This window comes from Pseudoduganella flava, from assembly GCF_007830495.1.
Taxonomy (GTDB): domain Bacteria; phylum Pseudomonadota; class Gammaproteobacteria; order Burkholderiales; family Burkholderiaceae_D; genus Rugamonas; species Rugamonas flava.
Genome location: NZ_VLKW01000001.1, coordinates 642778 through 663008 on the forward strand (window position 1 = coordinate 642778; position 20231 = coordinate 663008).

Annotated in this window: 22 protein-coding genes; 7 read left to right on the forward strand and 15 right to left on the reverse strand. The window is 65.8% G+C overall.

Annotated elements, in window-relative coordinates:
• Positions 1 to 104: 104 nt before the first annotated feature.
• Positions 105 to 593 carry a hypothetical protein gene (locus tag IP92_RS02755; RefSeq protein ID WP_145872966.1) on the reverse strand — a complete coding sequence of 163 codons (489 nt, stop codon included), beginning with the start codon at positions 591 to 593 and terminating at the stop codon, positions 105 to 107.
• Positions 594 to 829: 236 nt separating this feature from the next.
• Between IP92_RS02755 and IP92_RS02760 the strand changes: the two genes are divergently transcribed.
• Positions 830 to 1183 (forward strand): hypothetical protein, encoded by a 354-nt coding sequence (locus IP92_RS02760; RefSeq protein ID WP_145872967.1) that lies wholly within the window; start codon positions 830 to 832, stop codon positions 1181 to 1183.
• Here IP92_RS02760 and IP92_RS02765 read toward each other — a convergent pair.
• The 5 genes from IP92_RS02765 to IP92_RS02785 form a co-directional block, all read right to left on the reverse strand.
• Positions 1180 to 1575 carry a VanZ family protein gene (locus tag IP92_RS02765; protein ID WP_229418588.1) on the reverse strand — a complete coding sequence of 132 codons (396 nt, stop codon included), beginning with the start codon at positions 1573 to 1575 and terminating at the stop codon, positions 1180 to 1182. The two genes, IP92_RS02760 and IP92_RS02765, sit on opposite strands and share 4 nt — an antisense overlap.
• Positions 1576 to 2066: 491 nt before the next feature.
• Positions 2067 to 2831 (reverse strand): SDR family NAD(P)-dependent oxidoreductase, encoded by a 765-nt coding sequence (locus tag IP92_RS02770; RefSeq protein ID WP_145872968.1) that lies wholly within the window; start codon positions 2829 to 2831, stop codon positions 2067 to 2069.
• Between the two features lie 38 nt (positions 2832 to 2869).
• The gene (locus IP92_RS02775; protein ID WP_145872969.1) at positions 2870 to 3382 is read right to left on the reverse strand and encodes a TPM domain-containing protein; all 513 of its coding nucleotides are present in this window, start codon (positions 3380 to 3382) and stop codon (positions 2870 to 2872) included.
• Positions 3382 to 4398, reverse strand: a complete 1017-nt coding sequence (locus IP92_RS02780) for a TPM domain-containing protein (RefSeq protein ID WP_145872970.1) — start codon at positions 4396 to 4398, stop codon at positions 3382 to 3384. The genes IP92_RS02775 and IP92_RS02780 overlap by 1 nt, the downstream gene beginning before the upstream one ends.
• Before the next feature lie 42 nt (positions 4399 to 4440).
• Positions 4441 to 5043, reverse strand: coding sequence for a LemA family protein (locus tag IP92_RS02785; RefSeq protein WP_145872971.1), 603 nt, complete (start codon positions 5041 to 5043; stop codon positions 4441 to 4443).
• 161 nt (positions 5044 to 5204) lie between these two features.
• Between IP92_RS02785 and pyrF the strand changes: the two genes are divergently transcribed.
• On the forward strand, positions 5205 to 6023 hold the full coding sequence (gene pyrF, locus IP92_RS02790; protein WP_145872972.1) for an orotidine-5'-phosphate decarboxylase: 819 nt from the start codon (positions 5205 to 5207) through the stop codon (positions 6021 to 6023).
• Here the strand turns inward: pyrF and sbcB are convergent, their stop codons facing one another.
• A complete protein-coding gene (gene sbcB / locus IP92_RS02795) occupies positions 6024 to 7469 on the reverse strand; it encodes an exodeoxyribonuclease I (protein WP_145872973.1) in 1446 nt (481 codons plus the stop codon).
• A 33-nt stretch (positions 7470 to 7502) separates the two neighbouring features.
• Here sbcB and IP92_RS02800 point away from each other — a divergent pair, with 33 nt between their 5' ends.
• Positions 7503 to 8057, forward strand: coding sequence for a DUF5610 domain-containing protein (locus tag IP92_RS02800; RefSeq protein WP_145872974.1), 555 nt, complete (start codon positions 7503 to 7505; stop codon positions 8055 to 8057).
• Here IP92_RS02800 and IP92_RS02805 read toward each other — a convergent pair.
• Positions 8054 to 9004 carry a GGDEF domain-containing protein gene (locus IP92_RS02805; protein ID WP_145872975.1) on the reverse strand — a complete coding sequence of 317 codons (951 nt, stop codon included), beginning with the start codon at positions 9002 to 9004 and terminating at the stop codon, positions 8054 to 8056. The two genes, IP92_RS02800 and IP92_RS02805, sit on opposite strands and share 4 nt — an antisense overlap.
• A 117-nt stretch (positions 9005 to 9121) precedes the next feature.
• Here IP92_RS02805 and IP92_RS02810 point away from each other — a divergent pair, with 117 nt between their 5' ends.
• Positions 9122 to 9901, forward strand: coding sequence for a helical backbone metal receptor (locus IP92_RS02810; RefSeq protein ID WP_145872976.1), 780 nt, complete (start codon positions 9122 to 9124; stop codon positions 9899 to 9901).
• Here IP92_RS02810 and IP92_RS02815 read toward each other — a convergent pair whose 3' ends face one another.
• The 3 genes from IP92_RS02815 to IP92_RS02825 all read right to left on the reverse strand — a co-directional run bounded on the left by IP92_RS02815 (position 9902) and on the right by IP92_RS02825 (position 12813).
• Positions 9902 to 10261, reverse strand: coding sequence for an HPF/RaiA family ribosome-associated protein (locus tag IP92_RS02815; protein ID WP_145872977.1), 360 nt, complete (start codon positions 10259 to 10261; stop codon positions 9902 to 9904). It abuts the gene before it with no gap.
• Positions 10262 to 10452: 191 nt separating this feature from the next.
• The gene (locus tag IP92_RS02820) at positions 10453 to 11718 is read right to left on the reverse strand and encodes an MFS transporter (RefSeq protein WP_145872978.1); all 1266 of its coding nucleotides are present in this window, start codon (positions 11716 to 11718) and stop codon (positions 10453 to 10455) included.
• 69 nt (positions 11719 to 11787) lie between these two features.
• Positions 11788 to 12813 carry a CDP-6-deoxy-delta-3,4-glucoseen reductase gene (locus IP92_RS02825; protein ID WP_229418589.1) on the reverse strand — a complete coding sequence of 342 codons (1026 nt, stop codon included), beginning with the start codon at positions 12811 to 12813 and terminating at the stop codon, positions 11788 to 11790.
• 12 nt (positions 12814 to 12825) lie between these two features.
• Between IP92_RS02825 and IP92_RS02830 the strand changes: the two genes are divergently transcribed.
• The 3 genes from IP92_RS02830 to IP92_RS02840 all read left to right on the forward strand — a co-directional run bounded on the left by IP92_RS02830 (position 12826) and on the right by IP92_RS02840 (position 14485).
• Positions 12826 to 13734, forward strand: a complete 909-nt coding sequence (locus IP92_RS02830; RefSeq protein WP_229418590.1) for an SDR family oxidoreductase — start codon at positions 12826 to 12828, stop codon at positions 13732 to 13734.
• A 62-nt stretch (positions 13735 to 13796) separates the two neighbouring features.
• On the forward strand, positions 13797 to 14057 hold the full coding sequence (locus IP92_RS02835; RefSeq protein WP_145872981.1) for a hypothetical protein: 261 nt from the start codon (positions 13797 to 13799) through the stop codon (positions 14055 to 14057).
• A 188-nt stretch (positions 14058 to 14245) separates the two neighbouring features.
• Positions 14246 to 14485 (forward strand): hypothetical protein, encoded by a 240-nt coding sequence (locus IP92_RS02840; protein ID WP_145872982.1) that lies wholly within the window; start codon positions 14246 to 14248, stop codon positions 14483 to 14485.
• Between the two features lie 77 nt (positions 14486 to 14562).
• Here IP92_RS02840 and IP92_RS02845 read toward each other — a convergent pair whose 3' ends face one another.
• From IP92_RS02845 to IP92_RS02860, 4 genes are all read right to left on the reverse strand, one after another.
• Positions 14563 to 15372: a glycine-rich domain-containing protein gene (locus tag IP92_RS02845; protein ID WP_145872983.1), complete on the reverse strand. Its 810-nt coding sequence runs from the start codon at positions 15370 to 15372 to the stop codon at positions 14563 to 14565.
• A 199-nt stretch (positions 15373 to 15571) separates the two neighbouring features.
• A complete protein-coding gene (locus tag IP92_RS02850) occupies positions 15572 to 16282 on the reverse strand; it encodes a glycine-rich domain-containing protein (RefSeq protein ID WP_145872984.1) in 711 nt (236 codons plus the stop codon).
• A 106-nt stretch (positions 16283 to 16388) separates the two neighbouring features.
• Positions 16389 to 18200, reverse strand: coding sequence for a sensor histidine kinase (locus tag IP92_RS02855; RefSeq protein WP_229418591.1), 1812 nt, complete (start codon positions 18198 to 18200; stop codon positions 16389 to 16391).
• Positions 18201 to 18359: 159 nt separating this feature from the next.
• A complete protein-coding gene (locus tag IP92_RS02860) occupies positions 18360 to 20126 on the reverse strand; it encodes a glutamine--tRNA ligase/YqeY domain fusion protein (RefSeq protein ID WP_145872985.1) in 1767 nt (588 codons plus the stop codon).
• Between the last annotated feature and the right edge of the window lie 105 nt (positions 20127 to 20231).

The window sequence follows — 20231 nt, forward strand, 5'->3', positions numbered from 1 at the left end:
CCGCGGGGCATTGCCCCGCTGCTCATCGCCAGCTGTTCATCGCCAGATGCGCATCGCCAGTTGCTCATCGCCAGCTATTCATTGCCCGTTGTTCGGCGCCGCTGTCATTGCCGCTGGATGCTGCCGTTGCTGTAGCTGACGCGGTCCCCCACGTTGTAGTCCGGCGTTGCTTCCACGACGTAGCTTTGCGTGCTGCCGTCGTCGGCGCGCAGCGTGACGCGGTAGACCTGGTCCGAACCCGATCCCGACAACGATCCACCCACTGCCGCGGCCCCCGGCGCACCGCTGACGCTGATGCTGGCTTGCTGGCGCGTCATCCTCTCGATCGATTGCACGACGCCGCGCATGCCCTCCATGCCGGCGCTGCCACCCATGCTGCCGGTGCCGCTCGTGCCGGACGTGGGCCCCGCCATGCCGCCGGGCGTACCGCCGCGGTGATCCGCGCCCTCATAGCCGCTCGACGAACTCCCCGACGTGCCGGACGTGCCGGACGTCCCCGAGCTGTCCGAGCTGTCGCGCTGCATGCCGGAACAGCCGGCCAGGGCCACGCATGCCGCCAAGGCCAGCGCCACGCCCGTTTTTGTCCTGTGCATGGCGGACTGCATGGTTCCAGACTCCATGGTCCTTGGTTCCATGGTCCTTGACTCGATGGTGCTTGTCTCGATGGTTCTTGATTTCATGATCATCTCCTGAGGGTAAGTGCCCGCTCAGGTATGACCCGCCAGCCAGCCAGGGGTTCAAACTGGCCGGAGCGGGATTGACGCAGATCAAACTGTCCAGTTCGATCCGGCCTAATAATTGATCGTCAGAAACCTATAAGGATAAGACTATGCCTACCCATCGGACGAGCACCGTGACTTCGGATGCCATCATTGCAGAGCTCGTCGACGCCGCTTGCGGCGTGCGCGGCGGCACGCGCGCCCGCCACGCGCTGCGCGAAGCGCTGCGGGGCTTGGTCAGGTTGGCGAAGGTCGAACAGCTGATGGCGATGCGTCTCGACGCGGAGCGCGCGGCCGGCGGCATGACGCCGGCCAACCAGCGCCGCCACACGAAGGCGTTGCTGCGCAAGATCGGCATGGATGTGCAGGCAGGGCGGCACCGCCTCGAAGCGGACTGGAGCGCGGCGGACCTGGCCGACGACACGCGCGGCGCAGGCTTTGAAAACGATTGCGGCGAGCGTTAGGCGGCGACTTTACGGCTGGACCACAGCACCCACAGCAACGTCGCCGTCAGCAGTGCGGCGCTGCAGTCCACCAGCCAGTCGCTCAGCGCGCCGTGGCGGTAGGGCAGGAAGCTCTGCACGAACTCGTCGATGGCGCCCATCGCTGCGATCGTCAGCACGGCCTTCGGCACCCGCTGCGTCGGCGTGCCGCGGCTGCCCGTGAAGACGAGGAAGGCCAGCACCGCGTACGCCGTCGAATGCAGCACGATGCCGGACGCGACTTCGGCAGCGTCGGCCCGGGCGCCGGGAATCGAGCCGACCACCACGATCAGTGCAAACAGCGCCATCGCGCTCCAATAGCGCAGGCGGGCGTGGTCGGAGGTCAGCAGCAGGGTGGTGAGGAATTTCTGCACGGCGGGTCGTGTCGATGTCAAAAGTGAAACGATAGCACGTTGGAAGATAAAGCGGAGATCGCGAATGACGTTTGCGGCGGGATCTCGGCGCTCAGCGGGCAGCAGACAGGGCCCACAGTCGGCGGGCAAAAAACAGGGCCCACATTCGGCAGGCAGGAAAAAAGAGGGCCCGCGGTCGGCGGGCCCAAACCCTGTCCGGGCCAAGAGACGATGATCAAACCAGAATTCGGAGCGGTGTGCCGTGGCACACCTTGACTGCCACCACGCATATCGGTTGCGTGTGTGTCAGTGGGATTCAGTATAGGGAGCGTATATGACGCGGTCATGACAGCCGTCAAACCGCGCGTGGAATAAAAAAAAAGCCCGCTCGGAGCGGGCTTCAAACTATTATCTTGGAGGAGAATAGTGGAGACAGGTGTAATTATGCTGCGTCGCCACATATACGTCCAATTTCGGTTTTCGATAGTCGATATACAGCGGTTATATAACTCTCAATCCCGTACGGGCACCGTGTAATTCAGCGCCATGCGGCCGCCATCCACGTACAGCGTCTGTCCCGTCATGTAGCTGGCGTCGTCGCTGGCCAGGAACGCGGCGATCGATGCCACTTCCTCCGGCTCGCCGCAACGGCCCAGCGGCGTGCGCGACAGGATCGTGTGGCGTGCTTCAGGGCTGCCCAGCACCGCCTGTTTCGCCAGCTCCGTCATGATCGTGCCCGGGCCGATGCCGTTGACGCGAATGCCGTGCGGCGCCAGGTTCAGCGCCATCACGCGCGTCAGCTGGTTCACGCCGCCTTTCGATACGACGTACGGCACCTGGTTCGGAATCGCCAGCTCCGCGTTCACGCTGGACATATTGATGATGCAGCCGGCCTCGCGCTTCACCATCTCGCGCGCGACCGCCTGGCCGCACAGGAACATCGACTTCAGGTTCACGCGCAGCACGCGGTCGAAGTCTTCTTCTTCCAGGTCCAGGAAGCCGGCGGCATGCGTGACGCCGGCATTGTTGACGAGGATGTCGATGTGGCCAAAGCTCTCCAGCGCGGCGGCGACGAGCGCTTCAACGTCGGCCTTGACGCTGACGTCGGCCTGGTGGAAGCGGGCCTGGTCGCCCAACGCCTCGGCGGCCTGCGCGCCTTCCGGGCGGATATCGGTCAGCATCACCCGCGCGCCCTCGGCCACGAGCCGCTGGGCGCAGGCAAGGCCGATGCCCTGCGTGGCACCGGTCACGATGGCTGTCTTGTTGGTCAATCTCATGGCGCTACCCCCGCGTTGTCAAAGACGCGGATTGTAGCTCACAGGATCACTGCCTCGTTCGGCAACTGGTTCGGCCGCGCGCCATCGGAAGGAAAGTGGCGCTGCAGCAGGTCGGCCAGCTGGTTCAGCGCGGCCACGGTGCCATCGCGGAAGTCGCCGCGCTTGTAGGCCTGTGTCATCGTGCGGCACACGGCCTGCCATTCGCCATCCGCGATCAGCCGGCCGACATTGCGGTCGGCGATGATGTCGACGGCGTGTTCCGCCAGGTTCACGTAGATCAGCACACCGCAGTTTTCCTCGGTATCCCAGATGCCGTATTGCGCGAACAGCGCGCGGGCGCGGTCGCGGTTCGTCACGCCGGCATACGCGGCGCTGAACGGCAGTGCCGGTTCGACGACGAGGCGGACCTCGGCGCGGTGGCGCTGCTCGCCCTCCGCGATCGCCGCCGCGATGGCTTCCAGCGTGGCGTGCGGGAAGCAGCGCCGGCCCGTGCCCGAACCGGTTCCCAGGTGGCGCAGCGCGCGCCGCATGCGTGCGAAAAAGCTGTCCATCACCAGTCTCCCGAGGCGCCGCCGCCATCGAAGGTACCGCCGCCACCACCGAAGCCGCCACCGCCGCCGCCGAAGCCACCGCCGCCGAAGCCGCCGCCATGGCGGTGGGCGTTGCCGAGCGCACTGCCGATGGCGCTGCCGATCAGCACTCCAGCCGCGTCGGAGCCCCAGCCGGAGCTGCGCAGGCCGCGCCGGCCCCGTCCGCGGAACATCGGCAGCAGCACGAACACGCCGAACAGGATCGCCGGCCACCACCAGCCGCCGCCCGAGTCCTGCTGGGGCGCTGCCTGGCGCTGCTGCGCTTGCGGCGCGGGGAAGTGTTCCTTGTCGAGGAGGGTGGCGATCGCCGACACGCCGGCCGACAGCCCGCCGTAATAGTCGTTGTTACGGAAGTGTGGCGCGATCACGTCCTGCAGCACGCGCTTGCTCTGCGCGTCCGTCAGCACACCCTGCACGCCGCGGCCCGCTTCGATCCGCAGGCGGCGCAGTGCGGCCGGATTGTCCTTCGCGACCACCAGCAGCACGCCGTCGTCGACACCCTTGCGGCCCAGCTTCCAGGCATCCGTCACGCGGATGCTGTACTGTTCGATCGCTTCCGGCGCCGTGCTTTTCACGGTCAGGATGGCGATCTGGCTGCCGGTGCGCGTCTCGTAGTCGGCCAGCACGGATTCCAGCGACTCGCGCTGCTGCGCCGTCAGCATGCCCGCCTGGTCCGTCACCCTTGCCTTCAATTCCGGCACGGGCACGAAGCTGTCCGCGCGCGCCGCCTCGACAAACAGCAGTGCAAAGCACAGCAGCACCACCAGCAACGTGTAGCGCACGAGCCAGTGGTCCAGCCAGTGCTTCGAAGGCCTTGGCACCAGGCCGCGCAGGCCGCGGCGCCGGCCCCGGCCGCGCACGTCGCGCTCGTGCGTGACTTCGGCAGTGCCGAGCCACTTGCCCTCGGCGGGGTGTTCGCGCGTGCGCCGCCGTGGGGCGGCTGGCGGTGCGGCATTGTCCGACGGACCCAGCGGCATGACGTTCCTTTACTTTCTACCTATGCCTTCGTATCTGAAGCGTTATTTCTTGCTGCCGAAATCGACAGTCGGCGCGGTCGAGATGGCCTTCTCGTTCTCGACGGTGAAGCTCGGCTTGACCTGGTAGCCGAACATCATCGCCGTGAGGTTCGTGGGGAAGCGTCGCGCCAGCACATTGTAGTCCTGCACCGTATCGATATAGCGCTTCCTTGCCACGGTGATCCGGTTCTCCGTACCCTCGAGTTGCGACTGCAGGTCGCGGAAACTGGTATCGGCCTTCAGGTCCGGATATTTTTCCGACACGGCCATCAGCCGCGACAGCGCGGAGCTCAGCTCGCCTTGCGCCTGCTGGAATTTCTGGAACGCGGCCGGGTTGTTCAGCACTTCCGGCGTCACCTGGATGCTGGTGGCGCGGGCCCGGGCGGCCGTCACCGCTTCCAGCGTTTCCCGCTCGTGCGACGCATAGCCCTTGACGGTGTTGACAAGGTTCGGAATCAGGTCGGCGCGGCGCTGGTACTGGTTGACCACCTCGCCCCACGCGGCCTTGGTGGCCTCGTCCTTGGCCTGGAATTCGTTGTAGCCGCAGCCCGAGAGTACGGCCGTCAGCAGGCCCAGGACGATCCAGCGTACGAAGTTGTTGCGCATATTTTTTTCTCCTTCTAATGAATCGTGCCGGTCATGAGGGCACTATACACGGATGAAATCCGCTCCTTTGTTCGATGCAGCACACAGCAGAGCCGCCTTTGGAGGCGGCCGCGTGGCGTCTATAATGTAGGGTTTGCAAGCATTTCGATAAAGGGGCAGCCGTGAATTTCATCAACAAACTGAACGCCGCCTGGGCCGCCAACGACAGCCTGCTGTGCGTGGGCCTGGACCCGGACGTGGAACGCCTGCCGGCGCAGTTCCGCGGCAGCCCGGACGGCATCTACCTGTTCTGCAAGGAAATCATCGACGCGACGGCCGACCTGGCCTGCGCGTTCAAGCCCCAGATCGCGTACTTCGCCGCGCTGGGCGCCGAACAGCAGCTGGAAAAGATCTGCGCCTACCTGCGCGGCAAGCATGCGCACATCCCGCTGATCCTGGATGCGAAGCGGGGCGACATCGGCGCCACCGCGAAGCAGTATGCGCGCGAGGCGTTCGACCGCTACGGCGCGGATGCCGTGACGGTCAACCCGTACATGGGCTTCGACTCGGTGGAACCGTACATGGAATGGCAGGACCGCGGCGTGATCGTGCTGTGCCGCACGTCGAACCCGGGCGGCTCCGACCTGCAATTCCTCGAAGTGGACGGCAAGCCGCTGTACCAGCACGTGGCCCGCCTCGTCGCGGACAAGTGGAACACGAACGGCCAGTGCGCCCTGGTGGTCGGCGCCACGTTCCCGCAAGAGATCGCGCAGGTGCGGGCGCTGGTCGGCGAGATGCCGCTCCTGATCCCGGGCATTGGTGCGCAGGGTGGCGACATCGAAGCGACGGTGCGCGCCGGCCGCACGGATGCGGGCACGGGCATGATGATCAACTCGTCGCGCGCGATCCTGTACGCGGCAAGCCAGGGGAGCGAAGACTTCGCCCAGGCCGCGCGCCGCGTCGCCCACGAGACGCGCGGCGCGATCAACGTGCATCGCTGATCAGCAGTCCTGCGGGACGATCATCTCCACGTAGTCGTACAGCTCGCCGAGGATCGCCTCGGCGCGCTCGTCCGCCGTCTGCGCCAGCACGTCGATCTCGCCGAACAGCTGGTCGACGCTGCGCGCGCCGCCGGCACCTTCCAGCAGCCGCGCCGCGCGGTGCTGTTCCCAGTGCTCGAATTCCTGCTCCGACAGCGTGTCGGGGAAGTTGCGGGCGCGGTAGCGGAACAGCAGCTCGCCCAGGCGGTCGTCCTGGAAGTGCGGCGACGTCGTCGCCAGCTTTTGTGGCGGTTCGCGCCGCAGCGTATCGAGCAGGCGCCGGTCTTCCTTGCTGACGAAGCCGCCGTACAGGTCCTCGTCCACGTCCGCCGGCTCGGCGGGCGGGCGGTGGAACACCTGCTCCCACAGCACCGACAGGTCCGGGCCGTCGGCCGCATAGCGCGCATGCGTCAGCGCCAGTTCCAGGTCGATGCCCCAGCGGCTCGCCATTTGGCTTGACAGCGTCTTCAGGTTATTGACGAGCATCGGCGACTTGTTCAGGTGCACGCTCTTGATCGGCAGCCGCGTCATGCCTTCCGGCAGCGCGTCGCTGCGCGTGAACATCCGCGTGCGCACGGTTTCCGGGTCCAAGGTGAACAGTTCGCGCGGGTCATGGCTGCAATCCCACACCAGCACCTCGTTCTTGTTGGTCGGGTGCGGGCCCAGCGGCCAGACGAGGGCCAGGCAGCCCCGCTCGACGGGGAACATGCCGGACACGTGCAGGAACGGCTGGCGCAGCTCGCGCGCCAGGTGCAGGCCGATCTCGTCGGCCACGCGGCCCTTGTCGCGCAAGGACAGGCAGAACTCCCACAGCCGCGGTTGCTTCTGGCGTATCAGGCGCGCCAGCCCGATCGTCGCGCGCACATCCGACAGCGCGTCGTGTGCTGCTTCGTGAACAAGACCGTTGACTGATGTCAATAATTCAAGTTTGAAGCTGGTCTTGCCGTTATCCCCTACAGGCCACTCGATGCCGTCGGGCCGCAGGGCGTAGCACATCCGCACCACGTCCAGCAGGTCCCAGCGGCCGCACTGGTTCTGCCATTCGCGGGCATACGGGTCGATCAGGTTGCGCCAGAACAGGAAACGCGTGACTTCGTCGTCAAAGCGGATCGTGTTGTAGCCGACGCCGATCGTACCGGGCTGGGCGAACTGTTCGTGGATCGCAGCGGCGAACTGGTGCTCGGGCACGCCTTCGCGCAGGGCCTGCTGCGGCGTGATGCCCGTGATCAGGCAGGACTGCGGATCGGGCAGGTAGTCGTTGGCCGGCTTGCAGTACAGCATGACGGGCTCGCCGATCTCGTTCAGGTCCGCATCCGTGCGGATCGCGGCGAACTGGGCGGGGCGGTCGCGGCGCGGTACGGCGCCGAACGTTTCGTAATCGTGCCAGAGGAAGGTGTGGTTGCTCATATTTGTGTCGTGGTTACCTGACCGGAGATTATCGTGGCAAATTCCGTTTCTCTCAATTCAAAGACCATTTCCACCGATTCGCGCGTGGCGAACCAGGGGGAGGTGCCGTCCGCGGCGCGGGCGAAGCTGCAGCTGAACGTATCGATCATGGAAGCTTCCGCGACGATCTCGATCGGCGCGCAGGGCAACCCGCAGGCGCTGCTGTACCGCTCGGCGATCACCGGCATCAACGAGGCGCTGAAGGCCGAACTGGGCGAGAACGCCGTGCAGAACGCGGCCAAGCAGGACAACTCGCCCGAGGCGACGGCCAACCGCATCGTGTCGTTGGCTACGGGCTTCTTCGGCGCGTTCAAGCGGCAGAACCCCGATATGGAAGACGACGCGGCGCTGCAAAAGTTCATGGACACGATCAAGGGCGGCGTCGAGCAGGGCTTCAAGGAAGCGCGCGACATCCTGCAAGGCTTGAACGCGCTGGGCAGCGACGTGGCCGCCAACATCGAGAAGACCTACGGTTTCGTGATGAAGGGGCTGGACGATTTCGCCACGCAGGCGGCGAAGCCGAAAGAAGAGGCGGAGCAGACCGCTTAAGCTACTTCGACGCGATTGCGCCCGGCCTCCTTGGCACGATACAGGGCCGCGTCGGCCGCCGCGATCAGCGACTGCTCGTCCTGCCCTTCGGCCAGGCTGGCCACGCCGAACGACGCCGTCACGTGCGGCAGCGGCAGGCGCATGTCGTCGAACACCACCGCCTCGCGCATCCGCTCGCACAGCCGCTCGGCCACGCCGGCTGCCACCGGGCCGCTCGTGGCGGGCAGGATCACCATCAGCTCCTCGCCGCCATAGCGCACCGCGAAGTCGGACGGGCGCAGCGCGTGCGCCAGCACCTGCGCCGCGGTGCGCAGCGCTTCGTCGCCGAGCAGGTGGCCATGCTGGTCGTTGAAGCGCTTGAAGTGGTCGATGTCGAGCATGATCAGCGACAGGGGGACGCGCGTGCCGTGCGCCGTCGCCACGAGGCGGGGCAGCACGTCGTTCAGCCAGGCCCGGTTGTACAGGCCCGTCAGGCCATCGTTCATCGACAGCTGGCGATAGAATTCGCCCAGCTTCTGGCGCCGGCGCAGCTGCATGTTGGCGGCGCGGATGCGGAACGACAGCAGCCGCAGCAGGTTGCGGGCGACGCCGTCCGATTCGTCGATCAGCCGCCACACGAGGTCCGCCTCGATCAGCAGCAGCTCGGACTCCTCCAGCGCCTTCAGGCCGGACAGGTCGGATTCGCCATCGAGCACCGATTGCTCGCCGCAGCTTTCGCCGGGCAGGATCTTCGTCGTCGCGCCGTCGCCCGTCGCATCGGCCAGCGCGCCGCGCAGCACGATCACGAGGCGCGGCTGGGCGGGATCGGAGACGAGCTCGCCGGCCGCCGCCACCATCACGGGGCAGTCGGCCAGCAGGGCGCTGGCGCTGGTCATGTCCGCGTCGCGGAACAGGTGCAGGTCGGCGATGTCGTACGGGGAGGCGGCGAAGGTACTCAGAGGTTTCACGGCTGGCTTCTTGAAATGTGACGCCATCATAGCGTATCGCGCGCGGCCGGCTGCGGCTGTGGTTCAATACGCGTCTTACTTTTACACGGTTTACACCGCTTTTTACTTCCTTTACAGATGAAACTCATCGATGCACTGATGCGCGAGCACGCGCCGGCCCCCGATGCGCGCATCGTCTCGCTGGTGCCGTCGATCACGGAGATGCTGTGCGACTTCGGGCTCGCGCCCCGCCTGGTCGGGCGTACGGGCTTTTGCATCCACCCGAAGGACGTCGTGCAGGCGATTCCGAAGGTCGGCGGCACGAAGGATGTCAACATCGACAAGATCCGCAAGCTGGCCCCCACGCACCTCGTCGTCAACATCGACGAGAACGAAAAGCCCACCGTCGAGCGGCTGGCCGAATTCGTGCCGCACGTGATCGTCACGCATCCGGTCAAGCCGGAGGACAACCTGGCGCTGGCGCGGCTGCTGGGCGGCGTGTTCTGCGTCGACGATGCGGCAAGCGACTGGTGCGCCGCGTTTGAGGCCGAACTGGCGGCACTGCGCGCGGCACTGAAGGCATCGCCACAGCGGGTGCTGTACTGCATCTGGCAAGACCCGTGGATGACGGTGTCGGCGGACACGTATATCGCCGCGATGCTGGCGGAAATCGGCTGGAGCGTGCCGGTACTGGGCAGCGATCGCTATCCGCGCTTCGAGTGGAACGACGCGCTGGTGGCCGGCATCGACCAGGTGCTGCTGTCGACGGAGCCGTACCGCTTCACCGAGGCGCATGCGGATGCGCTGGAAACGCAGATCGGCAAGCCCGTGCAGCTGGTCGATGGGGAGATGATGTCGTGGTACGGCAGCCGCGCGCTGGCGGGGCTGCGGTACCTGCGCGAGCTGGCCGCGCGCTGATCAGGCGTCCGGCGGGATCAGGTCGGCGACGGGCGTGTTGTGCTTGACGTCGTTGCGCTTGCCCAGCGCCTTGTCCAGCGCGTGCAGCAGCTTGTCGGCGGCACCGGAAATGGCTACCGGCACGGAGTCGGCAAGGTGGGTCACGGCGACCGGCGGCAGGCCGGCCACGCGCGCTTCCATCATGCAGCGCTTGTCGTTGTTGCCGCCTTTGTGGCTGCCGTTGTTGTCGCCGAGGTGGACTTCGACGCGGCTGATCTGTTCGCCGAAACGTCCCACCGTGTCCGCGACGACGCCTTTCACGTGGTCTTCCAGCTTGGCGTCATGGGTGATCGACTTGTCGCTGTTCACTTGGATTTGCATGGTGTGCTCCTCTTCTGTTGCTGTGTCCCCATCATACGCCGTCCTTCCCGCGCGGGAGGTTAAATGCAGCACATTGCCGGGTATCTTCGTGCCTAGGCCTTCCGGGGGATGGAAAGGTAGGATTGCCGCTCCCACATCCCGGGGCTGGCCGGCAGCAACGTTGTCCTGCCGGGCAGCGCCGCGCCGGCGGCCTACTGCGGCTGTCCCGCCAGTTCCTTGTCGCGCAGTTCCTTTTCATGGTGCGGGAACCGGTCCATCTTCGCCAGCACGGGGAACAGCTTGATCCACGCGGCCGTCACGGCCAGCGTGGCGGCGCCGCCGAAGATCACGGCGCGCGTCAAGCCCATCCAGCCGGCCGTCACGCCGGACTCGAATTCGCCCAGTTCGTTGGAGGCGCCGATGAACACGGAGTTGACGGCGCTGACGCGGCCGCGGATCGCATCCGGCGTCTCGAACTGCACCAGCAGGTGCCGCACGTAGACGCTGACCATGTCGCCGGCGCCCATCAGCAGCAGGCAAACGAGCGCCACGACGAAGCTGGTCGTCGCGCCCAGCACCACGGTGCCCAGCCCGAACACGGCGACGCCGGCAAACATCCAGCGGCCCACCTTGCGCGTGATCGGCAAGAACGCCAGCGCGATCGAGCACAGCGCGGCGCCGGCGCCGGGCGCCGTGCGCAGCAGGCCCAGGCCCGTCGGGCCCACGTGCAGCACGTCGTGCGCCAGCGCCGGCAGCAGCGCCGTGGCGCCGCCGAACAGCACGGCGAACAAATCCAGCGAGATCGCGCCCAGCACGATCGGCCGCGAGAACACGAAGCGCAAGCCTTCCAGCACGCTGTGCCACGTGGCCGGCTCGCGGTTGCTCACCTGCGGCGGCGCCTTCACCTGCGTCATCAGCACGGTGGCGGCCAGCAGCAGCACCGAGGCCACCGTGTACACCGTGGCCGGGCCGTAGATGTACAGCAGGCCGCCCAGCGTGGGGCCCAGGATCACGGCGACGTGGAAGCTCGATGACGACAGCGCGACGGCCTTGCTGAAGTCTTCCTGCGGCACCAGGTTGGCCATCATCGCCTGCGTGGCGGGGCCGGAAAACGCCCGGGCGCTGCCGAACAGCACGAGCACCGCGAACACGGGCCACACGACCTCCATGCCGGCCAGCGTGAACGCGAGCAGCAGCAGGCCCACGATCAGTTGCGTGGCCACGCACAGCGCGATGATGTTGCGGCGGTTGTAGCGGTCGGCCGCGTGGCCGGCCAGCAGGATCAGGAGCAGGAACGGCGCGAATTGCGCCAGGCCGATCATGCCGAGGTAGAACAGGTTATGCGTCTTCGCATACACCTGCCAGCCGATGGCGACGTTCTGCATCTGCACGGCGAGCGTGCCGAGGATGCGGGCGGTCAGGTAGAACGAGAAATTACGGTGACGCAGGACGGCAAAGCCGTTGGAGGATGAAGACATTGTTCGGCGGACGCGTGGAAAAATGGCGCGGCCCCCGCGGGCCGCGCCCGCGTCGGAGGCCGCGGGGAATCAGGGCTGGGCGAGGTCCGCCTCGGTCGTGAACGAATCGGCGTAGAACTCGTCTTCCGGCAGCTTGCAATGGCCCGTGAAATCGCGCTTGGCCGAGTCGACGACGATCGGCGCGCCGCACGCATAGACCTGGTAACCGCTCATGTCCGGCAGGTCCGCCATCGCGGCCTGGTGCACGTAGCCGGTGCGGCCCGTCCAGCCGTCTTCCGGCAGCGCGTCCGATACCACCGGCACGTAGGTGAAGTTCGGCAGCTCGCGTGCCCACTCTTCGCACAGCGCGTGCATGTACAGGTCGCGCGGCCGGCGGCCGCCCCAGTACAGCGCCATCTTGCGCGTGGAATTGGACGCCTTCATCTGCTCGACGATCGCCTTGATCGGTGCGAAGCCGGTGCCGGAGGCCAGCAGCACCATCGGCTTGTCGGAATCCTCGCGCACGAAGAAAGTGCCGAGCGGGCCTTCGAAACGCAGGATGTCGCGCTCCTTCATCGTGCCGAACACCTGGTCGGTGAACAGGCCGCCCGGCATGTGGCGGATGTGCAGCGTGACGGGCCCCTGGCCCGGTGCCGTCGCCATGCTGTAGCTGCGGCGCTTCCCGCCCGGCAGCAGGAATTCGATGTACTGGCCGGCGCGGTAGTCGAGCACTTCGTTGGCGGGCAGCTGCAAGGTCAGCACGATGACGTCCGGCGCCACCTTTTCCAGCGTCGTCACGCGCGACGGCATTTTCTTGACGGGGAAGTCGCCGCTGCCGGCCACTTCGCGCGCCGCGATCACCAGGTCCGAATGGGGGATCGCGCAGCAGAACAGCGACATGCCCTGGGCTTCCTCGTCCTCCGTCAGCGCGCGGCGCTGGTGCGGTTTATGCGTGATCGAACCGGTGACGACCTTGCCCTTGCAGGAGCTGCACGCGCCGTTCTTGCAGCCGTAAGGCAGGCCGACACCGGCGCGCATCGCGGCCGCCAGCACGGTTTCGTCTTCGTCGCACGTGAACTGATGGCCGCTGGGCTGAACAGTAATCTGAAACGTCATACAATCCTTGAGATGAATAGCTTTAGCAAACAACGAACGGCGGCGGCGCGTCTGCCACGCCTGCTGATCCTGGGTTGCGGCGACGTCGGGATGCGCCTGTTGCCGCTGCTGCGCGGGCACTACCGCGTGATCGCCGTGACGCGCGACGCGGCACGCATGCCGGCGCTGCGCGCGGCCGGCGCGCTTCCCGTGCTGGCGGACCTTGACCAGCCCGCGAGCCTGCGCCGCCTGGCCGGCCTGGCGCACACGGTGATCCACCTGGCACCGCCGCCCGGCGAGGGCGAACTGGACCGCCGTACCCGCAATGTGACCGCCATTTTACCCGAGGCGGCACGGGTCGTTTATGTCAGCACGACGGGCGTCTACGGCGACCTGCAGGGCCGCCACGCCGACGAGACGCAACCGGTCGCACCCCGCAACGCCAGGGCACGGCGCCGCGTCGACGCGGAACACGTGCTGCGCGCCTGGGCCCGCCGCGCCCATGGCCATCTGGCCATCGTCCGCGTGCCCGGCATCTACGCGGGCGACCGCCTGCCGCTGGCGCGACTGCGCCAGGGCACGCCGGCACTGGCGGCCGGCGACGACGTCTACACCAACCACATCCACGCGGACGACCTGGCCGCCATCGTGCTGCGCGCGCTGCGCCGCGGCCGGCCGCAGCGGGTCTATCACGCCGTCGACGACAGCGACATGAAGATGGCGGACTACTTCGATGCGGTGGCCGACGCCTTCGGCCTGCCGCGGCCGCCACGGTTGCCGCGCGCGGAGCTGGCGCAAGCGGTATCGCCGACGCTGCTGTCGTTCATGTCCGAATCGCGCCGGCTGGCCAATGACAGGCTCAAGCGCGAGCTGGGCGTGTGCCTGCGCTACCCAACTGTTGCCGACGGGCTACAGCAGGCGCTTCGGCCGGAAAGCGCTTGAGCGGACGCAAACGTGCGGCGGCGGCTTGCGACTAACGTAGGCACACATGGTCAGGAGGGCGTATGGAACCGGGTCCGCATCCCAGCAAGGAAGAAGTGCGTGCGTGGATGGTGCGGCGCTGCCGCGCCCATTTACCGCCGCCGGCGCCGGACGAGATCCGGCGCGAACTGGGCTGGCATCTGCTGCCCGCGCCCGATGTACCGGCCCTGCCGCCGGTCCCGCCGCCGCCACCCCAGGTGCCGCTGCTGCTGGCCGAGATGGCGGCATTGACGGCCGTGATCTGGTGTGCGCTCACCCTGTATCCGGCGGGACGCCAACGTTAGTAATTTCCTAGCACATTAAAACGCGTTAGAATCTCACACATTCTCACAAAGGTTGCCAATAGTTAATATTAGAGCAACCAAATGGCGGTAATTACCTGGTTGTACCGTGAATCGGGCCGGTTGCCGCGCAAAATTTGGTTAACACTGTGGCTTTTTTACAAAAAAAGCACCTGCTGAAGAATGTGATCATGTCCCTGAAAGAGCTGACGGCATCGCCGACATACAACCCGAACCGCGTCCTTGACGCCATCATCGAGAAACTGCAACTGAAGAACGACGCCGCGCTGTCCCGCGCGCTGGAAGTGGCGCCGCCCGTCATCAGCAAGATCCGGCACAACACGCTGCCGATCGGCGCAACGATCCTGTTGCGCATGCATGAAATCAGCGATTTCTCGATCCGCGAACTGCGCGACCTGATGTCCCACTAAGCTCCTGCTCGTGCGGATGAAGAAAAAAAGGCCGGCCCTGCAAGCAGGAGCCGGCCTTTTTCATTGCGTTGCGATGCTCAGGCGGTGGCGAGGCGCGGACGCGAGGTATAGAACTCGTTCTGCTGCGGTGCCGCTTCGATGCGTCCCGAGTAGGCCGTCTCGGTGCCGATGCGGCCCGAGTAAGCGGTCTCGGAGCTGACCCGGCCTGAGTAAGCGGTTTCGGTGCCGATGCGGCCCGAGTACGCCGTCTTCGCGCTGACGTTCGGCTCGCTGACGCGGCCCGAATAGGCCGTCTGCGCCGCGATCGTCGGCGTGCTCACGCGGCCGGAGTAGGCGATGCGGCCCGAGTACGCCGTGTCGGCGCTGGCGCGGCCCGAGTAGGCCGTTTCCGCGCTGATGCGGCCGGAATAGGCGATGCGGCCCGAGTACGCCGGCTCGGCACTGATGGCGCCGGAATACGCGGCATCCTTGCCGACACGGCCGGAATAGGCCGGCTCGGCGTTGCGCAGATACGCTTCGCCGAACGTTTCCTCGTACAGTTCCTTCATCCGGTCGCCGACGCGGCGGTGCGCCTGCTCGTCATCCTCGCCGCGCAACCCGATGTACGGGAAGTGGTGCAGGAAGTAGCCGAACACCTTGTCGCAGTCGACCGCGTATTTCATCGTGTCGAGGATGTGGTAGTGCCAGAAGATGTCGACGTCCATCAGCGGCGCCGTCTGCTCATTCGGGAACATCTTCATCAGGTACAGGAAGCGCCGGTATTCGAATTCGACTGCGTTGACCTTTTCCAGCGACCAGCCTTCGCCGGATTCCTGATGCATCAGCTTGACCTTGATCGGTTCCAGGTCGAGTTCAGCGATCGGTTTGAAATGTTCGGAAGAAATCATGTGTATCCCTCTATGAAGGTTGAGCAACGGTGCGTGGCACCGGTGGCGTTCGGAGCTGGGAACGATTGTTGATCTAAATCAAGAACAACGGGCCCTAGTATAGGACGCACCTTGTGAATTACAAGGTTGGAAGTTCAATCGTGCTCAGCCCCAGAGGGGAAGCGGAGCGGAACCGTGTTGCGGTTCCGCGACATGCTGCTCAGGCTGCAGGTTGCGACAGCCGCGGCCGTTCGCTGTAGAAGCTGTCGACCGAGTCGCCGGCGCCGGCATCGGCAGCCTTGCGGGGCGACGCGGACCATGCCGTGACCTCAGCCTTGCGCGGCGACGCGGACCACGCGGTGGGCGCGGCTTTGCGGGGCGACGCCGACCATGCCGTCAAGCCGGCCTTGCGCGGCGAGGCGGACCAGGCGGTGAGCGCCTCGGTCAGTTTGCGGGGCGAAGCGGACCAGGCCGTTGGAGCGCTCTTGCGTGGGGAGGCGGACCATGCCGTCGCGCTCTTGCGGGGGGAGGCGGACCATGCCGTGGCGGCATGCAGATAGTCGTCGCCGAAGGTTTCCTCATACAGTTCCTTCATGCGCTCGCCCATCCGGTGGTGCGCTTCCAGGTCGGCCTCGCCGCGCAGGCCGACATACGGGAAGTGATGCAGGAAGTAACCGAACACGCGCTCGCAATCGACCCCGTATTTCATCGTGTCCAGAATGTGGTAGTGCCAGAAAGTGTCGACGTCCTGCAGCGGAGCGGCTTGCTCGTCGGGATATTTTTTCATCAGGTACAGGAAGCGGCGGTATTCCTTCTCCACCGCGTTGGCCCGCTCCAGGCTCCAGCCTTCGCCCGATTCCTCGTGCATCAGCTTGACTTTGATCGGTTCGAGGTCCAGTTCTTCGATAGCGTTGAATTCGTGCTGATCCATTGTGATTCCCTTTCATGCGAGTAGGTAAAAAAAGACGAACTACAGGCAGTATTGTTGTCCCTGCTTGCAGCTTCCTATTGACCTATCTCAAGCTTTAAGGAAATTCCTATTGGTTGACGAATTCTCCTAGATGAGTTGAACTGGTACGCCAGGCTACCGGAATCGTCACCGTCACGGTGGTGCCGCCGTGTGGCCGGCTGACGATCGAGCAATCGCCGCCCAGCAGGCTGACCCTTTCCTCGATGCCGACGAGGCCGAACGAGCCCGTCTTGTTGCGGCTGCCGTCGTGCAGGCCGATGCCGTTGTCAGAGATCGTCATCCGCAGCGTGCCGCCGAGCCGGCGCAGCTCCACGCGCACGTGCGTGGCACGGGCATGCTGGACGATATTGCTGAGCGACTCCTGCAGCACGCGGAACAGCGCGACGGCGCAGCGGTCGTCGACGTCGGCGCCGCCATCCGGGTCGCTGACCTCGCATTCGATGCCGGAGCGCTTGCGGAACTGCGTGACCTGCCACTCGACGGCGGCGGACAGGCCCAGGTCCAGCACGTTCGGCCGCAGGTCGTTGATGATGTTGCGCACGCTGCGGATCGTGTCGTCGATCTGCTTCAGCGTGGCGCTGGCGCGGGCGTACAAGCGCGGGTGGCGCTGCGACGTGCGGTTGGCCAGCAGGTCGGCCTCGATGCGCAGCGCCAGCAGGTTCTGGCCCAGGTCGTCGTGGATCTCGCGGGCGATGCGCTTGCGCTCCTCTTCCTTGATCTGCTCGGCATGAGCGGCCAGCCGGCGCAGGCGCTGGTGCGACAGCTGCAGCTTGGCCTGGCTGTCGCGCAGCTCGCGCGTCATGTCGCGCGCCATCTGCAACGCGCGCCGCCGCGAACTGACCTGGGCATGGAACAGCGCATACATCAGCAGCGTGCTGACGAAGCCGACCAGCGCGGCCAGCCACGGCAGGTAGGCGTCGAAGCTGGAGAACAGCGCGGAGCGGGGCGCGTCGAAATACGCCTGCCACAGGCGGCCGTTGAAGTTCAGCGGCAGGTTCAGCTGGACGTGGCCCGCCGGCGGGGCGCGGCCGGCGGCCGATTCGATGCTGTCGAACAGCAGGTGGCCGCCGGGCTGGTCCAGCGGCGCCGGCGCGTCGCCCGGCACGCTGTACAGGCGCACGCGGATTTCACGCACCGGCGTGTCGACCATCGCCGCCTCGACGAGGCGCGGTACGGAAAAGCCGATGCCGACCGAGCCGACATAGGCGGCGCGGCGGTCGGCCACGGTGGTCAATGGCATGTCGGCGCGGTACACGGGCAGGCGCAGCGGCATGCCGAATTGCGTCGGCGCTTCCGGCAGCTGGACGGGAACGCCGGAACTCGTCAGCGCACCCGTGTCGCGCGCATCGGCCAGCGCCTGCGCGCCGGCGGCGCGGGCCGACAGGTCGAACCCGAACTTCACCTTCGCGCCATAGCGCGGCTCGAGCAAGGTGATCACCGTGTAATAGGGGCGCCGGCCTGGCGGCGTGATGCGGAACTCGGGGTAGCCCAGCTGGCGCACGTTGGCGCCGCGCATCTGCTCTTCGAAGGCGGCGCGGCGCTCGTCCGGCACGTATTGGGCAAAGTTGATCGTCGCGATGGCCGGGAAGTTGTGCGGGATGTCGAGCCCCTGCACGTAGCGGTGGAAGCTCTCGGGCGAGATGGTGTCGCTGGCCTGGAAGTGGCTGGCGGTACCGCGCAGCACGTCCGTGCAAGCCTTGATGCCGCCCGCGATGTTGTACTGGATGCTGCGCGCCTGGTTGCGGAACCGCTCCAGCGCCTCGCTTTCGAGCGAATTGGCCATCCAGGCATAGAACCCGGCCCCGACCAGCATCGACAGCAGGACGCCGCTCCACCAGGAGGGCTTGGCATCGGGCTTGCCCGAAAGAGTATGGGTCATGGGAGCGTCTGCGCGGCTGGTCGTGATGAAAATATAGGCACCTAGTATGAGGTGCGTCAAGGTTCAAACTAACTACCGAACTGCAAGCGTTGCGGCGGCCTCAGCAAATTTTGCCGTGGACAAAAAAAAAGCCGCCTCGCGGCGGCTTCCTTCTGGCGCTTACTTCGCGCTGCCCCAGCTGTCTTTCAGCGTGACAATGCGGTTGAACACGGGTTTGCCCGGCGCCGAGTCGACGCGGTCGGCAACGAAGTAGCCGTGCCGCTCGAACTGGAAGCGCTGCTCCGCTACTGCTTCCTTCAGGCCAGGCTCCAGGTAGGCCGTGACGACTTCCTTGGCTTTCGGATTCAGGAATTCCTTGAAGTCCTTGCCGCCGGAGTCCGGCATCGCGTCCGTGAACAGGCGGTCGTACAGGCGCACCTCCGCTTCCAGCGCGGCAGCCGCGCTGACCCAGTGGATCGTGCCTTTCACCTTGTAGTTGTTGGCGCCGTCCGTGCCCGATTTACTGTCCGGGAAGTAGTTGACGTGCACCGCCGTCACTTTGCCGTTCTCGTCCTTGTCGTAGCCCGTGCATTCCACCACGAAGCCGTACTTCAGGCGCACGCGCGCGCCCGGCTGGTCGCCGATCGGCGGGTAGAAGCGGAAGTAGCCCTTGGTCGGCACTTCCATGAAGTCTTCTTCCTCGATCCACAGCTCGCGCGTGAACGGGAACGTGCGGTTGCCCCATTCCGGGTGGTGCGGGTGGACGGGCGAGCTGCACTCGACGCTGTCGTTCGCGTCGAAGTTGTCGACGATGAGTTTCAGGGGCTTCAGCACCGCGATCGCGCGGGGCGCTTTCGGATCGAGGTCTTCGCGCACGGCGCCTTCCAGCACGCCGTAGTCGATCCAGCCGTCCGACTTCGTCACGCCGGTGCGCTCGGCCATCAGCTGTATGCCTTCCGGCGTGAAGCCGCGGCGGCGCATGCCGACCAGCGTGGGCAGGCGCGGGTCGTCCCAGCCGTCGACGATGCCTTCCTCGACCATCTGGCGCAGCTTGCGCTTGCTGGTGACGATGTAGGTCAGGTTCAGGCGGGCGAATTCATACTGTTTCGGCAGCGGTTCCTTGAAGAAGCCGCCTTTTGCCAGCGTTTCCAGCAGCCAGTCGTAGAACGGGCGGTGATCCTGGAACTCCAGCGTGCAGATCGAGTGCGTGATGTTCTCCAGCGCATCCGAGATCGGGTGCGTGTAGTCGTACATCGGGTAGATGTTCCACTTGTCGCCGGTGCGGTGGTGGTGGGCATGGCGGATGCGGTACAGCGCCGGGTCGCGCATGTTCATGTTCGGCGAGCTCATCGCGTCTTCCGAGATCTTCGCGCGCAGGATGTGGGCGCCGTCCGGGTATTTGCCTTCCTTCATGTCGCGGAACAGCTGCAGCGATTCCTCCGCGGGGCGGTTGCGGAACGGCGAGTTGACGCCCGGCGTATTGAAATTACCCCGGTTGGCCGCCATTTCGTCGGCGCTCTGGCTGTCCACATAGGCGTAGCCGGCCTTGATCAGGTACTCGGCCATCTCGTACAGCTTGTCGAAGTAATCGCTGGCGTAGTACAGGTGGTGGCCGGCACCGACCGGGCCCTTGTGCTCCCAGTCGAAGCCCAGCCATTTGACGCTGTCGATGATCGAGTCGACGTATTCCTGTTCTTCCTTGGCCGGATTGGTGTCGTCGAAGCGCAGGTGGCAGCGGCCGCCGTAGTCGCGCGCCAGGCCGAAGTTCAGGCAGATCGACTTCGCATGGCCGATGTGCAGGTAGCCGTTCGGCTCGGGCGGGAAGCGCGTGATGACGGGAGGCAGCCCCTCGCGCTGGTGCGCGCCGGTGGCCAGATCGTGTTCGACGATGTTACGCAGAAAATTCGGTGCAGGTGCCGCAGTGGCGGAGTTTTTGTCGTTGCTCATGTAAAAGGGCAAGAATTAGAGTCGTATGGCGGCCATTTTACCGTACGCCGCTAGTCCCGGCGGGACGGCGCCCCGTTTTCTGTAGGATAATTCGCCCTTACGTCT

Excerpts from the sequence above, each read along its gene's own strand:
- IP92_RS02860 (WP_145872985.1), bottom strand. The coding sequence starts at position 20,126 with ATGAGCAACGACAAAAACTCCGCCACTGCGGCACCTGCACCGAATTTT.
- IP92_RS02825 (WP_229418589.1), bottom strand. The coding sequence starts at position 12,813 with ATGACGTTTCAGATTACTGTTCAGCCCAGCGGCCATCAGTTCACGTGC.
- IP92_RS02755 (WP_145872966.1), bottom strand. The coding sequence starts at position 593 with ATGCACAGGACAAAAACGGGCGTGGCGCTGGCCTTGGCGGCATGCGTG.
- IP92_RS02830 (WP_229418590.1), top strand. The coding sequence starts at position 12,826 with ATGAATAGCTTTAGCAAACAACGAACGGCGGCGGCGCGTCTGCCACGC.
- IP92_RS02845 (WP_145872983.1), bottom strand. The coding sequence starts at position 15,372 with ATGATTTCTTCCGAACATTTCAAACCGATCGCTGAACTCGACCTGGAA.
- IP92_RS02785 (WP_145872971.1), bottom strand. The coding sequence starts at position 5,043 with ATGCGCAACAACTTCGTACGCTGGATCGTCCTGGGCCTGCTGACGGCC.
- IP92_RS02760 (WP_145872967.1), top strand. The coding sequence starts at position 830 with ATGCCTACCCATCGGACGAGCACCGTGACTTCGGATGCCATCATTGCA.
- IP92_RS02815 (WP_145872977.1), bottom strand. The coding sequence starts at position 10,261 with ATGCAAATCCAAGTGAACAGCGACAAGTCGATCACCCATGACGCCAAG.
- IP92_RS02775 (WP_145872969.1), bottom strand. The coding sequence starts at position 3,382 with ATGGACAGCTTTTTCGCACGCATGCGGCGCGCGCTGCGCCACCTGGGA.
- IP92_RS02820 (WP_145872978.1), bottom strand. The coding sequence starts at position 11,718 with ATGTCTTCATCCTCCAACGGCTTTGCCGTCCTGCGTCACCGTAATTTC.
- IP92_RS02850 (WP_145872984.1), bottom strand. The coding sequence starts at position 16,282 with ATGGATCAGCACGAATTCAACGCTATCGAAGAACTGGACCTCGAACCG.
- IP92_RS02770 (WP_145872968.1), bottom strand. The coding sequence starts at position 2,831 with ATGAGATTGACCAACAAGACAGCCATCGTGACCGGTGCCACGCAGGGC.
- IP92_RS02835 (WP_145872981.1), top strand. The coding sequence starts at position 13,797 with ATGGAACCGGGTCCGCATCCCAGCAAGGAAGAAGTGCGTGCGTGGATG.
- IP92_RS02780 (WP_145872970.1), bottom strand. The coding sequence starts at position 4,398 with ATGCCGCTGGGTCCGTCGGACAATGCCGCACCGCCAGCCGCCCCACGG.
- sbcB (WP_145872973.1), bottom strand. The coding sequence starts at position 7,469 with ATGAGCAACCACACCTTCCTCTGGCACGATTACGAAACGTTCGGCGCC.
- IP92_RS02855 (WP_229418591.1), bottom strand. The coding sequence starts at position 18,200 with ATGACCCATACTCTTTCGGGCAAGCCCGATGCCAAGCCCTCCTGGTGG.
- IP92_RS02810 (WP_145872976.1), top strand. The coding sequence starts at position 9,122 with ATGAAACTCATCGATGCACTGATGCGCGAGCACGCGCCGGCCCCCGAT.
- IP92_RS02840 (WP_145872982.1), top strand. The coding sequence starts at position 14,246 with ATGTCCCTGAAAGAGCTGACGGCATCGCCGACATACAACCCGAACCGC.